This window comes from Bradyrhizobium sp. SZCCHNS30572, assembly GCF_032484415.1.
GTDB lineage: Bacteria > Pseudomonadota > Alphaproteobacteria > Rhizobiales > Xanthobacteraceae > Bradyrhizobium.
The window spans coordinates 642,799-659,067 of record NZ_JAUESY010000001.1 but is presented as its reverse complement, the minus strand read 5'-3'; the positions used below and the strand labels follow the sequence as shown (position 1 = coordinate 659,067).

The 16,269-nt window shown below is 64.7% G+C and carries 15 protein-coding genes; all 15 read right to left on the bottom strand.

The window, feature by feature from the left end; translation table 11 throughout:
* Positions 1-3 precede the first annotated feature (3 nt).
* Positions 4-1,746: an ABC transporter substrate-binding protein gene (locus QX048_RS02985; protein WP_315717375.1), complete on the bottom strand. Its 1,743-nt coding sequence runs from the start codon at positions 1,744-1,746 to the stop codon at positions 4-6.
* 123 nt (positions 1,747-1,869) lie between these two features.
* Positions 1,870-2,199, bottom strand: a complete 330-nt coding sequence (locus QX048_RS02980) for a DUF2160 domain-containing protein (RefSeq protein WP_315717336.1) — start codon at positions 2,197-2,199, stop codon at positions 1,870-1,872.
* A gap of 187 nt (positions 2,200-2,386) precedes the next feature.
* Complete coding sequence (locus tag QX048_RS02975) at positions 2,387-3,193, bottom strand: carbohydrate ABC transporter permease (protein ID WP_315717337.1); 807 nt, start codon at positions 3,191-3,193, stop codon at positions 2,387-2,389.
* Positions 3,193-4,095, bottom strand: a complete 903-nt coding sequence (locus tag QX048_RS02970) for a sugar ABC transporter permease (protein WP_315717338.1) — start codon at positions 4,093-4,095, stop codon at positions 3,193-3,195. The genes QX048_RS02975 and QX048_RS02970 overlap by 1 nt, the downstream gene beginning before the upstream one ends.
* Before the next feature lie 3 nt (positions 4,096-4,098).
* Positions 4,099-5,181, bottom strand: coding sequence for an ABC transporter ATP-binding protein (locus tag QX048_RS02965; protein ID WP_315717339.1), 1,083 nt, complete (start codon positions 5,179-5,181; stop codon positions 4,099-4,101).
* A gap of 12 nt (positions 5,182-5,193) precedes the next feature.
* Positions 5,194-6,276, bottom strand: coding sequence for an ABC transporter ATP-binding protein (locus QX048_RS02960; protein WP_315717340.1), 1,083 nt, complete (start codon positions 6,274-6,276; stop codon positions 5,194-5,196).
* A complete protein-coding gene (gene glpD, locus QX048_RS02955; RefSeq protein WP_316192126.1) occupies positions 6,273-7,826 on the bottom strand; it encodes a glycerol-3-phosphate dehydrogenase in 1,554 nt (517 codons plus the stop codon). The genes QX048_RS02960 and glpD overlap by 4 nt, the downstream gene beginning before the upstream one ends.
* A gap of 153 nt (positions 7,827-7,979) precedes the next feature.
* On the bottom strand, positions 7,980-8,813 hold the full coding sequence (locus tag QX048_RS02950) for a DeoR/GlpR family DNA-binding transcription regulator (RefSeq protein ID WP_316192127.1): 834 nt from the start codon (positions 8,811-8,813) through the stop codon (positions 7,980-7,982).
* Positions 8,814-8,956: 143 nt separating this feature from the next.
* Positions 8,957-9,148: a hypothetical protein gene (locus tag QX048_RS02945; protein WP_315717343.1), complete on the bottom strand. Its 192-nt coding sequence runs from the start codon at positions 9,146-9,148 to the stop codon at positions 8,957-8,959.
* A gap of 159 nt (positions 9,149-9,307) precedes the next feature.
* On the bottom strand, positions 9,308-9,550 hold the full coding sequence (locus tag QX048_RS02940) for a hypothetical protein (protein ID WP_315717344.1): 243 nt from the start codon (positions 9,548-9,550) through the stop codon (positions 9,308-9,310).
* A gap of 403 nt (positions 9,551-9,953) precedes the next feature.
* Entirely contained in the window at positions 9,954-10,382 is a 429-nt protein-coding gene (locus QX048_RS02935; RefSeq protein WP_315717345.1) for an acyl-CoA thioesterase, read from the bottom strand.
* 46 nt (positions 10,383-10,428) lie between these two features.
* Positions 10,429-11,052, bottom strand: coding sequence for a flavin reductase family protein (locus tag QX048_RS02930; RefSeq protein WP_315717346.1), 624 nt, complete (start codon positions 11,050-11,052; stop codon positions 10,429-10,431).
* 65 nt (positions 11,053-11,117) lie between these two features.
* Positions 11,118-11,729, bottom strand: a complete 612-nt coding sequence (locus tag QX048_RS02925; protein WP_315750372.1) for a TetR/AcrR family transcriptional regulator — start codon at positions 11,727-11,729, stop codon at positions 11,118-11,120.
* A gap of 21 nt (positions 11,730-11,750) precedes the next feature.
* Entirely contained in the window at positions 11,751-14,891 is a 3,141-nt protein-coding gene (locus tag QX048_RS02920; RefSeq protein WP_315717348.1) for an efflux RND transporter permease subunit, read from the bottom strand.
* 266 nt (positions 14,892-15,157) lie between these two features.
* Positions 15,158-16,264 (bottom strand): efflux RND transporter periplasmic adaptor subunit, encoded by a 1,107-nt coding sequence (locus QX048_RS02915; protein ID WP_315750370.1) that lies wholly within the window; start codon positions 16,262-16,264, stop codon positions 15,158-15,160.
* Between the last annotated feature and the right edge of the window lie 5 nt (positions 16,265-16,269).

Here is a 16,269-nt window from a genome sequence, read left to right as displayed (position 1 = left end):
GGCTCACTTCGCCTCGGCGCGCTTCGGCGGGGTGGCCGGCCACGACTTGATCAGGGTGTCGTAGTCGATCGTCTCGCCCTTCGGCTTCTCGTTCGCGAGCTTGCGCTGCGGAGCGATGTTGCCGTCCTTGGCCGACTTGTTGAACCAGAACTCGGCCGATTCCTTCTTGTTCAGTTTCGGACCGCACTCGCCCTGGACCTTGGACTTCTCCAGACGCTCGAGGACGGAGTCCTGAGCGGCCGCGAGCGCGTCCATCGCCTGCTGCGGGGTCTTCGCACCGGACGACGCATCGCCGATGTTCTGCCACCACAGCTGCGCCAGCTTCGGATAGTCGGGCACGTTGTTGCCGGTCGGGGTCCACTGCACGCGCGCGGGCGAGCGGTAGAACTCGATCAGGCCGCCGAGCTTCGGCGCACGCTCGGTGAACGACTTGTCCCAGATGTCGGATTCACGGATGAAGGTGAGGCCGACATGGCTCTTCTTCAGCGACACCGTCTTGGAGACGATGAACTGCAGGTACAGCCAGGCGGCCTTGCGGCGATCCGGCGGGGTCGACTTCAAGAGCGTCGCAGAACCGGCGTCCTGGTAGCCGAGCTTCATGCCCTCCTTCCAGTACGCGCCATGCGGCGACGGGGCCATGCGCCACTTCGGCGTGCCGTCCGCATTCACGACCGGCAGGCCGGGCTTCACCATGTCGGCGGTGAAGGCGGTGTACCAGAAGATCTGCTGAGCGACGTTGCCCTGCGCCGGGACCGGACCGGCCTCGGAGAAGGTCATGCCCTGCGCCTGCGGCGGCGCATACTTCTTCATCCAGTCGAGATACTTCGCGATCGAGTAGACGGCCGCCGGGCCGTTGGTGTCACCGCCGCGCTCGATCGACGAGCCGACCGGACGGCAGCCTTCCATGCGGATGCCCCATTCGTCGACCGGCAGGCCGTTCGGGATGCCCTTGTCGCCGTTGCCGGCCATCGACAGCCAGGCGTCGGTGAAGCGCCAGCCGAGCGAGGGATCCTTCTTGCCATAGTCCATGTGGCCATAGACCTTGACGCCGTTGATCTCCTTGATGTCGTTGGTGAAGAACTCGGCGATGTCCTCATAGGCCGACCAGTTCACGGGCACGCCGAGGTCGTAGCCATACTTGGCCTTGAACTTGGCCTTGTAGTCCGGATTGGTGAACCAGTCGTAGCGGAACCAATACAGGTTCGCGAACTGCTGGTCGGGCAGCTGATAGAGCTTGCCGTCCGGCGCGGTCGTGAACGACTTGCCGATGAAGTCGTTGACGTCGAGCATCGGATCGGTGACGTCCTTGCCTTCGCCCTTCATGTAGTCCGACAGCGCGATCGTCTGGCCGTAACGGAAGTGGGTGCCGATCAGGTCGGAGTCGTTGATCCAGCCGTCATAGACGTTCTTGCCGGACTGCATCTGGGTCTGCAGCTTCTCGACGACGTCACCTTCCTGGATAATGTCGTGCTTGAGCTTGATGCCGGTGATTTCGCTGAACGCCTTGGCGAGAGTCTTCGACTCGTATTCGTGAGTCGTGATGGTCTCGGAGACGACGTTGATCTCCATGCCCTTGAAGGGCTCGGCGGCCTTCGCGAACCACTCGAGCTCCTTCTTCTGCTCTTCCTTCGACAGCGTCGAAGGCTGGAATTCGCTGTCGATCCACTTCTGGATCGTGGCGTCGTCCGCACGTGCCGGCACGGACAGCGTCATAGTGGCGGCGAACAGCGCAGCAGCGCTGGTCATCGCGAGATAGCTCGCCTTGGTCAGGTGATGCTTCCTAGGTTTCAAGTGTCGCATGCTTTCCTCCTTGAGCGACAGACGTATCCAGGTCCGGGTTGCCCCCGGATCTGCCCCTTTTCACCTGCGTCAGACGGTGCGGAAGATCGCAACGGCTGATGCAAGCGAAATTGCGGTCGCGAGCCACAGGCTCGAAACCTCAAACCCTTCCTCGCCGATCGGCAAGGTCGCAATCGTGTCGGTGCCGACCAGACCGATCCATACGAGATGAATGACGGCGGCCGAGATCAGCGAGATGAACAGCCGGTCGCCGCGCGTGGTCGGGATGCGCAGCACGCCGACCCGCTCGGCCTCCGGGTAGCGCGCGGCGAGCACGATCATGACGCCGAGCGTGCATGCGAGCGCAGCAAAGAAGATCGCGGTCGGCAAGGTCCATGCCATCCATGCGATGCTGTTCATGGCTATCGGCTCCAGGCGGTAATGGGCCCCCTCCCCCGCTTGCGGGGGAGGGTTGGGGTGGGGGCGCCGCGCGTCGGAGCGCCCGAGAGGAGAGATGCCCCCACCCGTATCGCATCTGACGATGCGATACGGCCTCCCCCGCAAGCGGGGGAGGCGGAACGGAGGCCGTGGCAACAAGCGTGCGTCATCACACCCGTCCCAGCGCGAAGCCGCGCGCGATGTAGTTGCGGACGAACCAGATGACGAGCGCCCCGGGGATGATCGTGAGCACGCCGGCAGCCGCGAGCAGACCCCAATCCATGCCGGACGCCGAGACGGTGCGCGTCATCACCGCCGAGATCGGCTTGGCGTCGACGGAGGTCAGCGTGCGCGCGAGCAGCAGTTCGACCCAGGAGAACATGAAGCAGAAGAAGGCGGCGACGCCGATGCCGCTCGCGATCAGCGGCACCAGGATCTTCACGAAGAAGCGCGGAAACGAGTAGCCGTCGAGGAACGCCGTCTCGTCGATCTCGCGCGGCACCGACGACACGAAGCCTTCGAGGATCCAGACCGCGAGCGGGATATTGAAGATGCAATGCGCCAGCGCCACCGCCCAGGGCGTATCGAACAGGCCGATCGCCGAATACAGATTGAAGAACGGCAGCGCGTAGACCGCAGCCGGCGCCATGCGGTTCGACAGCAGCCAGAAGAACAGGTGCTTGTCGCCAAGGAAGCGGTACCGCGAGAATGCATAGGCCGCCGGCAGCGCCACGAGGATCGAGATCACCGTGTTGATGATCACGTATTTCAGCGAGTTGATGTAGCCGGAATACCAGCTCTCGTCGGTGAAGATGCGCATGTAGTTGGCCAGCGTCGGCTGATGCGGCCACAAGTTCATCGTGGTGACGATCTCGTTGTTGGTCTTGAAGCTCATGTTGACGAGCCAGTAGATCGGCAACAGCAGGAAGACCAGGAATAGCGAGATGATGATCCGACGGCCCGGAATGGTGTTCATCACGCGCCCCCTTTCACCGGCCGCCGCTCGGCGCCGGCATTGGTCATGATGGTGTAGAACACCCAGCAGACGATCAGGATGATCAGATTGTAGACCAGCGACAGGGCAGCCGCCTTGCCGAGATCGAACTGGCCGAGCGCGATCTTGACGAGCTCGATCGAGATGAAGGTCGTCGAATTGCCCGGCCCGCCGCCTGTGACGACGAACGGCTCGGTGTAGATCATGAAGCTGTCCATGAAGCGCAGCAGCACGGCGATCAGCAGCACGCGATGCATCTTGGGCAGCTGGATCGCGGTGAACACCGCCCAGCGCGAGGCGCCGTCGATCTGCGCAGCCTGGTAATAGGCGTCGGGGATCGACTTCAGGCCGGCATAGCACAGCAGCGCTACCAGGCTGGTCCAGTGCCAGACGTCCATCAAGATGACCGTAAACCAGGCGTCGGCGTCGTTCGAGACGTAATTGTAGTCCAGGCCGATGGCGTTGAGCGTGTAGCCGAGCAGGCCGATGTCGGAGCGGCCGAAGATCTGCCAGATCGTGCCGACCACGTTCCACGGAATCAGAAGTGGCAGCGCCAGCACGACGAGGCAGAACGCCACGGTCCATCCGCCCCGCGGCATCGACAGCGCCACGACGATTCCGAGCGGAACCTCGATGGCCAGGATCGCGAGCGAGAAGATCAGGTTACGCCCGAGCGAGGCGAGAAAGCGCCCGCCGAGATCGGTCGAGGGATCGAGCAGCTCCTTGAACCAGCCGACGCCATTCCAGAAGAACTGGTTGTTGCCGAACGTGTCCTGCATCGAATAGTTCACCACCGTCATCAGCGGCAGGACAGCGGAGAACGCCACCAGCAGGAACACCGGCAGCACCAGGAACCAGGCCTTGTTGTTGATGGTCTTGTCCATCACTCAGGCTCCCTCGACGAGACGGCTGTCGGCATAGACGTGGACATAGGCTGGATCGAACTTCAGCCCGATCGCCGAGCCCTGCGGCGAGAAGCCGGCCGGCAGGCGCGCGGCGAACTTGACGTCGCCGACGCGGACGCGGGCGAAGCGGATGCGGCCGAGATCGTCGACACGTTCGATATTGGCGTCGAGCAGGCCCGGTCCGGGCTGAGCGACATCGACGAATTCCGGGCGGACGCCGATCTCGATCTTGGCGCCGGCCGGCAGCGCGTCGTAGCTGCGCGACAGCGTCAGGGTGTGGCCATCGATGCGGGCCTCGCGGCCCTTTACCTCGGCGGAGAGGATGTTCATGCCGGGCGAGCCGATGAAGTAGCCGACGAAGGTGTGCGCGGGCTTGTCGAACAATTCCGCCGGCGTGCCGCTCTGCACCACGCGGCCGTCGTGCATCACGACGACGGTGTCGGCGAAGGTCAGCGCCTCGGTCTGGTCGTGGGTGACGTAGATCATCGTCAGGTCGAGCTCGCGATGCAGCGCCTTCAGCTTCGAGCGGAGCTGCCATTTCAGCTCGGGATCGATCACGGTCAGCGGCTCATCGAACAACACGGCGGCGACGTCGGAGCGCACCAGGCCGCGGCCGAGCGAGATCTTCTGCTTGGCGTCGGCGGTGAGCCGTGTCGCCTTGCGATGGAGGTCCGGCGTCAGGTCCAAGAGCCGCGCGATCTCGGCGACGCGCTTGTCGATCTCCGCTTTCGGCACGCCGCGGTTCTTGAGCGGAAAGGCGAGGTTCTCGCCGACCGTCATCGTGTCGTAGATCACCGGAAACTGGAACACCTGCGCGATGTTGCGCTCGCGGGTCGAGGCTTTGGTGATGTCGGTGCCGTCGAACAGGATCTTGCCGTGCGAAGGCGTCAGAATGCCGGAGATCAAGTTGAGCAGCGTGGTCTTGCCGCAGCCGGACGGGCCGAGCAGCGCATAGGCGCCGCCCTGGCGCCAGGTCATCGTCACCGGCTTCAGCGCGTAGCTCTCGATATCGCCGCTGTTGCCGTTGTAGGCGTGGGCGAGATCGACGAGGTCAATGCGGGCCATGCGGCATCTCCCTCAGATCGCCGGCGCGGCGACCAGGCGGTCGCCAGCGTCGAACACGAACACATTGGACGGATCGAGCACCGCGTCGAGGATCTCGCCGGGCTCGTATTCATGGACGCCGTGCAGCACGGAGACCCAGTTCATGCCGTCGCGCGTCAGATGCACGAAGCTCTCCGATCCCGTGATCTCGGTGACCGAGACGATCGCAGGAAAGGCATGGCGGCCGTGGCTGCCATCGCCTTTGCCAAGCCCGAGCTGATGCGGGCGGAAGCCCACGCGATAGGCGCCATCGGGCAGATCAGCATAGAGGCCTACCGCCGGCGCCTTGACCCCGCCGGCGTACTCCACGCTCTCGCCGCGCTTCTGGATCTCGACCGTATTCATCGGCGGGTCCGAGAACACCTGGCCGACACGCAAGGTGTCGGGTCGGCGATACACGGCCGCAGTATCGCCGGCCTGCAGCGCCTGCCCTTCCCACATGCAGATGGTGCGGCCGCCGAGCAGCAGCGCCTCCGACGGCTCGGTGGTGGCGTAGACGAAGATTGCGCCGGATGCCTCGAAGATGCGCGGCAGCTCGGTGCGCAGCTCCTCGCGCAGCTTGTAGTCGAGATTGGCGAGCGGCTCGTCCAGCAGCACGAGGTCCGCACCCTTCACCAGGGCGCGCGCGATCGCGGTGCGCTGCTGCTGGCCGCCGGAGAGCTGCAGCGGCGTACGCTTCAGATAGGGCTCGAGCCGGAGCAGCCGGGCTGCTTCCGCCACGCGCTTCTCGATCTCCTGGCGCGACTTGCCTTGCACGCGCAACGGCGAAGCGATGTTCTCATAGACCGAGAGCGAGGGATAGTTGATGAACTGCTGATAGACCATCGCGACCGAGCGCTGCCGCACGTCGGCGCCGGTGACGTCCTTGCCGTCGACCAGCACCCGCCCCGTGGTCGGCCGGTCGAGGCCGGCGAGCAGCCGCATGATCGAGGTCTTGCCGGACAGCGTCGGCCCGAGCAGCACGCTCAGCGTACCGCGCTGCAACGTCAGCGAGACGTCGCGAATGGTGGTCACGCCGTCGACAATTCGGGAGACGTGATCGAGCGTCACGCTCATGCGCGCCCTCCCGCCTCGCGCGCCGGCACGGCGGAGCGCTCGCGATTGGCTGTGATCCACGCATCGAGCGCGGCGATCTCAGCCGCCGACATCCGCAACCCCAGCTTCGATCGCCGCCACACGATGTCCTCGGCCGTCAACGCCCACTCGTTCGTCATCAGGTACCTGACTTCACGCTCCGTCAAGGTGCCACCGAAATCCTGGCCGAGATCGGCCAAAGATGTCGCACCGGCGAGCATGGCCGCAGCCCGCGTGCCATAGGCATGGGCGATCCGCTTCGCATGTGCATCCGACAGGAACGGATAGGTCTTGCGGAGATCCGCAATCAACGGCCCGACGGCCGAAACCTTCATGTCGCCGCCGGGCAGCGACGCCTTGCCGGTCCATCCCTCCTCCGCCTTGCCCCCTTTCAGATAGGGCGCGAGACGCTCCAGCGCCTCTTCCGACAGGCGCCGGTAGGTGGTGATCTTGCCGCCATAGATCGACAGCAGCGGCAAGCCGCCGGGCGTATCGAGCTCGAACACGTAGTCGCGGGTCGCCGCCTTGGCCTCGGAGGCGCCGTCGTCATAGAGCGGACGCACGCCGGAATAGCTCCACACAACGTCGGCCGGCGTCACCGGCTTGGCGAGATATTCCCCGAGCGCGGCGCAGAGATAGGCGATCTCCTCGTCGGTCGCCTTCACCTTGGCCGGATCACCCTGATAGTCGCGATCGGTGGTGCCGATCAGCGTGAAATCCTGCTGATAGGGAATGGCGAAGATGATACGGCCGTCGGCGTTCTGGAAGATGTAGGCGCGATCGTGATCGTAGAGCTTGCGCACCACGATGTGCGAGCCCTGCACCAGCCGCACCTTGGCCTTGGCATTGACGCCGGCGCCGGTCGCCAGCACCTGCTCGACCCAGGGACCGGCGGCATTGACCAGCGCGCGCGCCTTGATGGTCTCGCGCTCGCCGGTCTGCGTGTTATCGGTCGTGACCAGCCAATGGCTGCCATCCTGACGGATCTCGGTCGCGCGCGCGCGGGTGCGGATGACGGCGCCGCGATCGGCAGCATCCCGCGCGGTCAGCACGACCAGACGCGCATCGTCGACGAAGCAGTCGGAATATTCGAAGCCCTTGCTGTAGCGCCCGGGGATCAAGGGGCGGCCGACCTCGTCGCTGCGCAGGTTCACCGACCGCGTCGGCGGCAGCAGCTTGCGGCCGCCGAGATGGTCATAGAGGAACAGGCCGAGGCGCAGCAGCCAGGCCGGGCGCAGCCCCGAATGATGCGGCAGCACGAAGCGCAGCGGACGGATGATGTGGGGCGCGATCTGCCACAGGACTTCGCGCTCGATCAGCGCCTCGCGGACCAGCCGGAACTCGTAATATTCGAGATAGCGCAGGCCGCCATGCACGAGCTTGGTCGACCAGGACGAGGTTCCGCTCGCCAGATCATTCATTTCACAAAGGAAAACGGAATTTCCGCGTCCGGCCGCATCGCGCGCGATGCCGCAACCGTTCACGCCGCCTCCGATAATGGCGAGGTCGTAGATCCGCTCCAACAGACGCATCCCCCGGCAATCGCCTTGACTGCGGCGATTTCACTTTCGGTTTCGAGTTAAACACAAACGAAAGTGAAAGCAAATCGAAATTCGCATGTTGGGCCGCGGTTGGGCAAAACCTGCCCAAACCGGGATCAAGGAGCCTGCGAGAGTGGCGGAAAGTCAGGCGCGGCGGAGCACGGCGGACCCCGCCGTTTCGGTTGCCTCTGCGGCGTCGTCGGCCTCGTCGGCGGACATCGCCGAGACCACCTCGATGCCGCGGCTATGGCAGAGGCTGGCGAGTCCGTCCGGCAGCGGCCGGTCGGTGACGAAGGTCTGGATCTGGCTGAGATGGGCGATGCGCACCGGCGCGCTGCGGTGGAGCTTGGTGGAATCGGCCACCAGCATCACGCTGCGGGCATTGGCGATGATCGCCTGCGCCACTTGGACCTCGCGATAGTCGAAGTCGAGCAGCGCGCCTTCCTCGTCGATCGCGGATGCGCCGATGATCGCATAGTCGACCTTGAACTGGCCGATCAGCTGCGTCGCGGTCGATCCGATCACGCCGCCGTCTGAGCGCCGCACCGTGCCGCCGGCCACGATCACCTCGATGCGCGGATGCGGATAGAGCAGCATCGCGACGTTGAGATTGTTGGTGATGACGAGCAGGTCCTGGTGCGACGACAGCGCGCTCGCCACCTCCTCCGTCGTGGTGCCGATATTGATGAACAGCGAGGAGCCGTTCGGAATCCGCGCGGCTGCGACCGCACCGATCGCCTTCTTCTCCTCGGCAGCGACGAAGCGCCGCGCTTCGTAGGCGAGATTCTCGACCCCGGAGGCGATGATGGCCCCGCCATGGATGCGCGTCAGCGCGCGCTGCTCGCACAGATCGTTGAGGTCCTTGCGGATGGTCTGGGCCGAGACTTCGAAGCGGCGCGCGAGATCCTCCACCATGACGCGGCCGGAGGCGCGCGCGATGTTGAGGATGTCGGTCTGACGTTGAGAGAGGACGGCCATGGCAAGCTTTCAGGGACAAGCTGCACCATGGTGATGCTGATCGAGTCAAGCGTCAATCGACAAGCATTGGGCGCATCGCAGCAATCGCCTGAAACGTCGCGCGCGGTCTGTCCGGCTGACGTCCGCCGTGTGCGCCCGTCTGCTCAGGCGGCTGCGCTCAGCTCGCCGGTCACGAGCCGAATCGCGGCGCGTTCGGCTTCGCGGGCATTGCGAAACACCTGGCCCTCGAGGGCATTGAAGCGATGGGACGCCGCGAAGAAGCGGAAGCCGCCGCGATCACGGACGACGATCCCCGCCGCCTGGGAGCTGACCTCGATGATGTAGGTGTCGGACATTGCGCAATCCCGTCGTTCATTCCGGGGCGTATAACCGAGCTCCATGACGAATGTTCCGTGCAGGGAGCCACCGGCCATTCCGATGTGAATGCCAACAGGAAATTGTGTGGATGTTATGTTGGCTGCGCTGCACGCACTCACGCCGTGACCCATGTCGAATCAGTGCGGATCATCCGGCACGAGCGTCACCTTGCGCAGCGACGCATCGGCTCCGCCGAGACGGTGTTGATGCTGACCGAGCAACTGATAGATCGTACGCAGATCCCTCAACACCTCGACGTGATGTTCACGAAACGCGCTGAGCTGATTCTCGTAGACGCAAATCCTGCGCTCGGCGTGGAGAAGCCGCTGCTGCAGCTTCTTCAGGACCTGCAAGGTCAGTTTCTCGTCAACGTCCGACATGGACTTCCTCCCACCCTGTTCGCGCAACACGCCCCCGCCGTTTCCTCTGTGCCGGCAATTTTTTCCGGCTGGCATTTTTTGCCTTGTGGATCGAAAACGAACTGCCGTCAGCGCTGCTCGTCCGAATGTGTCACTCGAAGCACGCAATACGGCAGAGACGCGGCAACGCGCAGCCAAGCAACCAGAACTTGCAATTATCGTAAAGACGCTCGCCCTGTGGACAAGGCGCATCTCGCGCGAGAGTGATCGCGGCAGACGCCGAGCGCGCATGCTCGGCCTTCGCGTCTCCGTCCCGCCCGACCCAAACAAACGCGTATCGCCGGATCGCGGTTCCTTATGCCGAGCGAGCGACATATGCGGCGGATTAACAGAGGTTACTTGCGCCGACAGACCGCGAATGTGATCAGGCTGTGACGGAGCCGTCGCGCCGGATCGGCTGCGGCCGGCCATCGTCGTCGATCGACACGTAGGTGAAGTTGCCGTCGGTGACGAGGATCGGCTGCTCCTCCTTCCGGCGCAGCACCCAGGCTTCGAGACGCACCGTCATCGAGGTGCGGCCGACGCGGACGAGATGCGCATAGACCGAAACGAGATCGCCGACATACACCGCCTTGCGGAAGTTCATCGCCTCGATCGCGACCGTCACCGTGCGCGACTTCGCGACCTTGGCGGCGTACACGCCGCCGCCGACGTCCATCTGGCTGAGCAGCCAGCCGCCGAAGATGTCGCCATTGGCATTGGTGTCGGCCGGCATCGCCAGGGTGCGGATGCAGAGATCGCCGCGGGGCTCGGTCGGCGCGGACAGCGCGGCATGGACGGTCGCTTCGGTCACGTCGGGTGGTCTCCAATTGCAGCAGCGTTCAAGAGGCGCAAGTCCGTCAGTCCGGCCTCGCCATTTCGAACATCGCCTCCTGCATGATCTCGAAATAGTCGCCGCGACGCCCGGCACGGACGATCGGATGCGCCAGCGCCGTCTGGTAGACGCCATCCTTGATCAGCGTCTTGTCGATATGCACGCCGACCACCTCGCCGAGCGTCAGCCAGGCCTGCGCCTTGGCACCGTCGGCGCCCTGCAGCTGGATGATCTGCGTCACCTTGCACTCGAACGCGACAGGGCTTTCGCCGACGCGCGGCACGTTGACGAACTTGCAAGCTACCGGCGTCACGCCCGCAAGCTTGAACTCGTCGACCTCGCGCGCGACATGCGCGGCGGTCGCATTCATCTGCGTCGCCAGGCCGCGCGTCACCAGGTTCCAGACGAACTCGCCGGTGTCCTGGATGTTGGCGACCGAGTCCTTCCACTGCGTCGAGGAGAAGCCGATGATCGGCGGCGTGTAGTTGAAGGCGTTGAAAAAGCTGTACGGCGCAAGGTTGACGTGACCGTCCGGATCACGCGACGAGATCCAGCCGATCGGACGCGGCGCGACGATGGCGTTGAAGGGATCGTGGCGCAGGCCGTGGCCGTTCTTCGGTTCGTAGAAATGCAGATCCCGTTCGGTCACGCCGTCGTCCCTTCCGTCATTGCGGGGAGCGCAAGCGACGAAGCTTCGCTCGAATGACGGCGAACTTAGCTTGCAGCGCGCCTGGAACCAAGGCCTGACAGCACGAAATCGATCATCTCGTCGATCGTCGGGCCCGGCTTGGTCGCGCATTGCGCGATCATCTGCGGATGGAAGAAGCGCATCATCGCGGTCGTCGCACATTTTGCCGCCAGCGGCAGATCGGTGACCACGAATTCGCCGGACGCCGCGCCCTGCCCGATCACCCGGCCGATGATTTCGGTGATCAGCAGCATGTGCGCCTCGCAGACGTCCCAGCTCTCCTCCATCGCCACCGCGACCATCTCGTGCAGCTTGCTGTCGCCGACATAGCGCTCGGTGTTCATGCGATGGATCGTGCCGAGCAGCTCGCGCAGCCGCGGCGCCGCCGGGCCGGGCCGCTCCGCGATCATGATGGCGGCCGCCTCGACCTGGGCCATCAGCGTGTGGGCGACCCCCCGGTGGATCGCCTTCTTGGAGTCGAAGAACCGGTAGACATTCGCCGGGCTCATACGGAGCTCTTTGGCGATGTCGGCGACGGTCGTCTTCTGGTAGCCGATCTGTCGAAACAGGCGCTCAGCAACGACGAGAATGCGCTCGTGCGTATCGGATTCGATATGGTCGGAAACCAGGGTCATCATGCCTGCGATCTTGTTGGTCCTTCATTCGGCGGCCTCGGCCAGAGGAAGCGCGGGCCTCGGCACGTCAGTGTGCTGCGCTGCGGAATGATCCGCGTCTTTCGCTCCGCGCTCGTCCAGACTCTTGCGGAACCATAGGGCATACAATCCAGGCAAGTACAGCAGCGTCAGGAAGGTTGCAACGAACAACCCGCCCATGATGGTGATCGCCATCGGGCCCCAGAACGCCGAGCGCGACAGCGGGATCATGGCGAGGATCGCGGCGAGCGCGGTCAGCACCACGGGGCGGGCACGGCGCACCGTGGCCTCGATGATCGCCTCCTTGCGGGTCAGGCCATGAGCAACGTCGGTCTCGATCTGATCGACCAGGATCACCGCGTTGCGCATGATCATGCCGGCGAGCGCGATCAGGCCGAGCAGCGCCACGAAGCCGAACGGCGCGTTGGCGACATTGAGCCCGAGCGAGGCGCCGACGATGCCGAGCGGCGCGGTCAGGAACACCAGGATCAGCCGTGAGAAGCTCTGCAGCTGGATCATCAGCAGGGTCAGCATCACGATGACCATCAGCGGAAACAGCACGAAGATCGAGGCATTGCCCTTGGCGGATTCCTCGAACGCGCCGCCTGCCTCGATCCGGTAGGCGGGCGCGAGGTGGTTGCGGATATCCTGCAGCTTCGGCGAGATCTGGTTGGTGACATCCGGCGCCTGGACGCCATCGGCCACGTCGGCGCGCACCGTGATCGCCATGTCGCGGTTGCGACGCCACAGGATCGGCTCCTCGTGGGAATACTCGATCTTGGCGATCTGCTGCAGCGGCACGGCCACGCCGTTCTTCGAGGTGATGGTGAGGTCGCCGACATGGGCGAGATCCAGCCGTTCCGACGGCGCCGCACGGGCGACGACGCCGACCTTCTCGATGCCGTCACGGATGGTCGTGACCTGCACGCCGGAGATCAGCATCGCCAGCGACTGCGACACGTCCTGCGGGGTCAGGCCGAGCGCGCGGGCACGATCCTGGTCGACGACCAGCTTGAGGTAGGGCGACTGCTCGTTCCAGTCGAGCTGCGGATCCCTGACATTCGGGTTCTGGCGCATGACGTCGCGCACCTGATGGGCGATCTCGCGCACCTTCGCCGCATCCGGGCCAATGACGCGGAACTGGACCGGGAAGCCGACCGGCGGACCGAAATTGAAGCGATCGACGCGGACGCGCGCTTCGTTCAGCTCGCCATTCGCAGCCGCGGTCTCGATCTTGGCCTTGATGCGCTCGCGCGCGGCGACGTCCTTGGCGACGATCACGATCTCGGCGAAGGCCTCGTTCGGAAGTTGCGGGTTGAGGCCGAGCCAGAACCGCGGCGAGCCCTGCCCGACATAGGCGGTGTAGGTCTCGATGTCCTTGTCGTCCTTGAGCAGCTTCTCTGCTGATTTGGCAGCCTTCTCGGTGACACCGAATGCGGTGCCCTCCGGCAGCCGCAACTGCAGGAACAGCTCGGGGCGTTCCGACAGCGGGAAGAACTGCTGCTGGACGTGGCCGAAGGCCACGATCGATGCCGCGAACACGCCGACCGTCGCAGCGACTGTGGTGATGCGGTGATCGACGCACCAGCGGATCACGCGGCGCAGGCCGCGATACATGCGCGTATCGTAGATCGCGTGCTCATCATGGTCGTGATGAACCTTGATGTCGGGCAGCAGCTTGACGCCGATATAGGGCGTGAAGATCACCGCGACGAACCACGACGCGACCAGCGCGATGGCGACGATCCAGAAGATGCTGCCTGCATATTCGCCGACCGCCGAATTGGCAAAGCCGATCGGCAGGAAGCCGGCGGCCGTGACCAGGGTTCCGGTCAGCATCGGGAACGCGGTGGATTCCCAGGCAAACGACGCGGCGCGCATCCGGTCCCAGCCCTGCTCCATCTTCACCACCATCATCTCGACCGCGATGATGGCATCGTCGACCAGCAGGCCGAGCGCGATGATGAGGGCGCCGAGCGAGATGCGGTGCAGGTTGAGCCCCATGATGTTCATGACGATGAAGACGAGTCCGAGCACCAGCGGCACCGACAGCGCCACCACGATGCCGGTGCGCCATCCCAGCGCCAGGAACGAGACGAACAGCACGATCACCAGCGCCTCGACGAACGAGTGCACGAACTCGCTGACGGCGTGCTCGACCACCTTGGGCTGGTCTGCGATCTGCTCGATCTCGATGCCCTGCGGCACCGCCTTCATGAAATCGTCGGCGGCGGCGTGCACCTCCTTGCCGAGCTCCAGGATGTTGGCCTCCTTGGCCGTGACCACGCCGATGCCGAGCGCGGGCTTGCCCTCCTGCCGCACCTTGAAGCTCGGCGGATCGACGTAGCCGTGGGTGACGGTCGCGATGTCGCCGAGCCGGAACACGCGTCCGTTGCTTTCGACCGGCGTCTCCGCCACCGCCTTGGCGCCGTCGAGCGCGCCGGTGACGCGCAGCGGCACGCGCTGCGACGAGGTCTCGACCGTGCCGGCCGGGGTCACATTGTTCTGCTTGGCCAACGAATCGAACAGGGCCTGCGGTGTGATGCCGAGCGTGGCGAGCTTGGCATGGCTGAACTCGACATAGATGCGCTCGTCCTGGGTGCCGTAGAGATTGACCTTGGTGACGCCGGTGACCTTGAGCAGGCGCTGGCGCAGGCCTTCGGCGGTCTTCTTCAATTGCGCATAATCGGCGCCGTCGCCGGTCATCATGAACAGGATGGAATCGACGTCGGAGAACTCGTCATTGACGAACGGCCCGACGATGCCCGACGGCAGCGACGACTGCACGTCATCGAGCTTCTTGCGGATCAGGTAGAACAGATGCGGCACCTCTGCCGGCGGCGTCGAATCGCGGAAGGTCACCTGCATCGCGGTGAAGGCCGGCTTCGAATAGGTCTGCACCTTCTCGAAGTAAGGCAGCTCCTGCAGCTTCTTCTCGATGGGGTCGGCGACCTGGCTCTGCATCTCGGCCGCCGTCGCGCCCGGCCACATCACCGAGACGTTGACGACCTTGACGGTGAAGAACGGATCTTCGGCACGGCCGAGCTTCTGATAGGAGAAGAAGCCGGCGACGCCGAGCGCGATGATCAGGAACAGCACCAGCGGCGGATGATTGACCGCCCAGGCCGACAGGTTGAACCGCTTCATGGGTGCTCTCCGATGATCCGATATCGCTATTCCAGGCCATTCTCAGTGATCGTCATTGCGAGCGAAGCGACTTGTCCGCCAGAGCCCGAAGGGCGACGGTGGAAGCAATCCAGGAATCCTTCCGTGGAAACAGTCTGGATTGCTTCGTCGCTTCGCTCCTCGCAATGACAACCATTACTTTCGTCATTCCGGGGCGATGCGAAGCATCGAACCCGGAATCTCGAGGTTCCGGGTTCGCACTGCGTGCGCCCGGAACGACAGGAGAACTAGAACGTCAGCGCTGACACGACTCGCACCTTCTGGGCGGGATCGATCTTCTGCACGCCGAGCGCCACGACCTTGTCGCCCTCGTCGACGCCTGACGTGACGAGCACATCCTTGCTGTCATAGGCCTTCACCTTCACCGGCTTCAGCGTCACCTCGCCCTTGTCGTTGACGACATAGAGCGACGGATCGCGGCCCTCGCTGAACAGCGCCGACAGCGGCAGCCGCGCGACGCGCGTGGTGGCGGGATCGGCGAGCGTCAAGGTCGCGGTCATACCGAGCGAGACGGCTTCGCCGGCGTCCGGCAGCGAGAACTTGGCGAGATAGGTGCGCGTCGCGGAATCGGCGGTGGGCGCGATCTCGCGCAGCTTCGCCGCATATTTCTTGTCGGCTTCCGACCACAGCGTGACGTAGGCGCTGCCGGTCTTGGCGCGTTCGAGCAGGGTCTCCGGGATCGCGACCACCGCCTCCTTCTCTGCGAAACGCGCGACACGGATCGCCGCCTGGCCGGCGGCAACGACCACGCCTGGCTCGATCATGCTCGCAGTGACGACACCGCGCGCGTCCGCAACCAGCGTCGCGTAGGACAGCGAGTTGCGGGTCAGCTCGACCGAGCGTTCGGCACGGTTGAGCCGTGCCCTCGCCTCGTCGGCGGACGCCCTGGCCTGGTCCATCTGAGCATCGGTGGTCCAGCCCTTGGCCCGCAGCTCCTTGGCTCGGGTCTCGGCGGCGGACGCCTGCGCAAGCACGCCGGTGGCGGCGCGGAATTCGGCTTCGGCCTGCTCGGCCTGGAGCTTCAGGTCGACCTCGTCGAGCGTGGCGAGCGGCTGGCCGACATCGACGGTCTGGCCGACCTCGACCAGGCGCTTGGCGACCTTGCCGGCGACGCGGAAGCCGATATCGGCCTCGATGCGCGGCCTGATGGTGCCGACGAAGCTGCGTTCAGGCGTCTCGGCCTCGTAATGCACGGGGGCGACCAGCACCGGCCGGATCGGCTCGGCTTTCTGGGCGACGGTTTCATTGCACCCGGCCAGGGCGACGGCCATGGTGGCCAGCGCAAGACCAGTCAACAGCTTGGTATAGCTCGCGAAAATCAGGCGGATCAACATGGGGC

Excerpts from the sequence above, each read along its gene's own strand:
- glpD (WP_316192126.1), bottom strand. The coding sequence starts at position 7,826 with ATGCGTCTGTTGGAGCGGATCTACGACCTCGCCATTATCGGAGGCGGC.
- QX048_RS02970 (WP_315717338.1), bottom strand. The coding sequence starts at position 4,095 with ATGGACAAGACCATCAACAACAAGGCCTGGTTCCTGGTGCTGCCGGTG.
- QX048_RS02960 (WP_315717340.1), bottom strand. The coding sequence starts at position 6,276 with ATGAGCGTGACGCTCGATCACGTCTCCCGAATTGTCGACGGCGTGACC.
- QX048_RS02915 (WP_315750370.1), bottom strand. The coding sequence starts at position 16,264 with ATGTTGATCCGCCTGATTTTCGCGAGCTATACCAAGCTGTTGACTGGT.
- QX048_RS02965 (WP_315717339.1), bottom strand. The coding sequence starts at position 5,181 with ATGGCCCGCATTGACCTCGTCGATCTCGCCCACGCCTACAACGGCAAC.
- QX048_RS02925 (WP_315750372.1), bottom strand. The coding sequence starts at position 11,729 with ATGATGACCCTGGTTTCCGACCATATCGAATCCGATACGCACGAGCGC.
- QX048_RS02950 (WP_316192127.1), bottom strand. The coding sequence starts at position 8,813 with ATGGCCGTCCTCTCTCAACGTCAGACCGACATCCTCAACATCGCGCGC.
- QX048_RS02920 (WP_315717348.1), bottom strand. The coding sequence starts at position 14,891 with ATGAAGCGGTTCAACCTGTCGGCCTGGGCGGTCAATCATCCGCCGCTG.
- QX048_RS02940 (WP_315717344.1), bottom strand. The coding sequence starts at position 9,550 with ATGTCGGACGTTGACGAGAAACTGACCTTGCAGGTCCTGAAGAAGCTG.
- QX048_RS02980 (WP_315717336.1), bottom strand. The coding sequence starts at position 2,199 with ATGAACAGCATCGCATGGATGGCATGGACCTTGCCGACCGCGATCTTC.
- QX048_RS02975 (WP_315717337.1), bottom strand. The coding sequence starts at position 3,193 with ATGAACACCATTCCGGGCCGTCGGATCATCATCTCGCTATTCCTGGTC.
- QX048_RS02945 (WP_315717343.1), bottom strand. The coding sequence starts at position 9,148 with ATGTCCGACACCTACATCATCGAGGTCAGCTCCCAGGCGGCGGGGATC.
- QX048_RS02985 (WP_315717375.1), bottom strand. The coding sequence starts at position 1,746 with ATGACCAGCGCTGCTGCGCTGTTCGCCGCCACTATGACGCTGTCCGTG.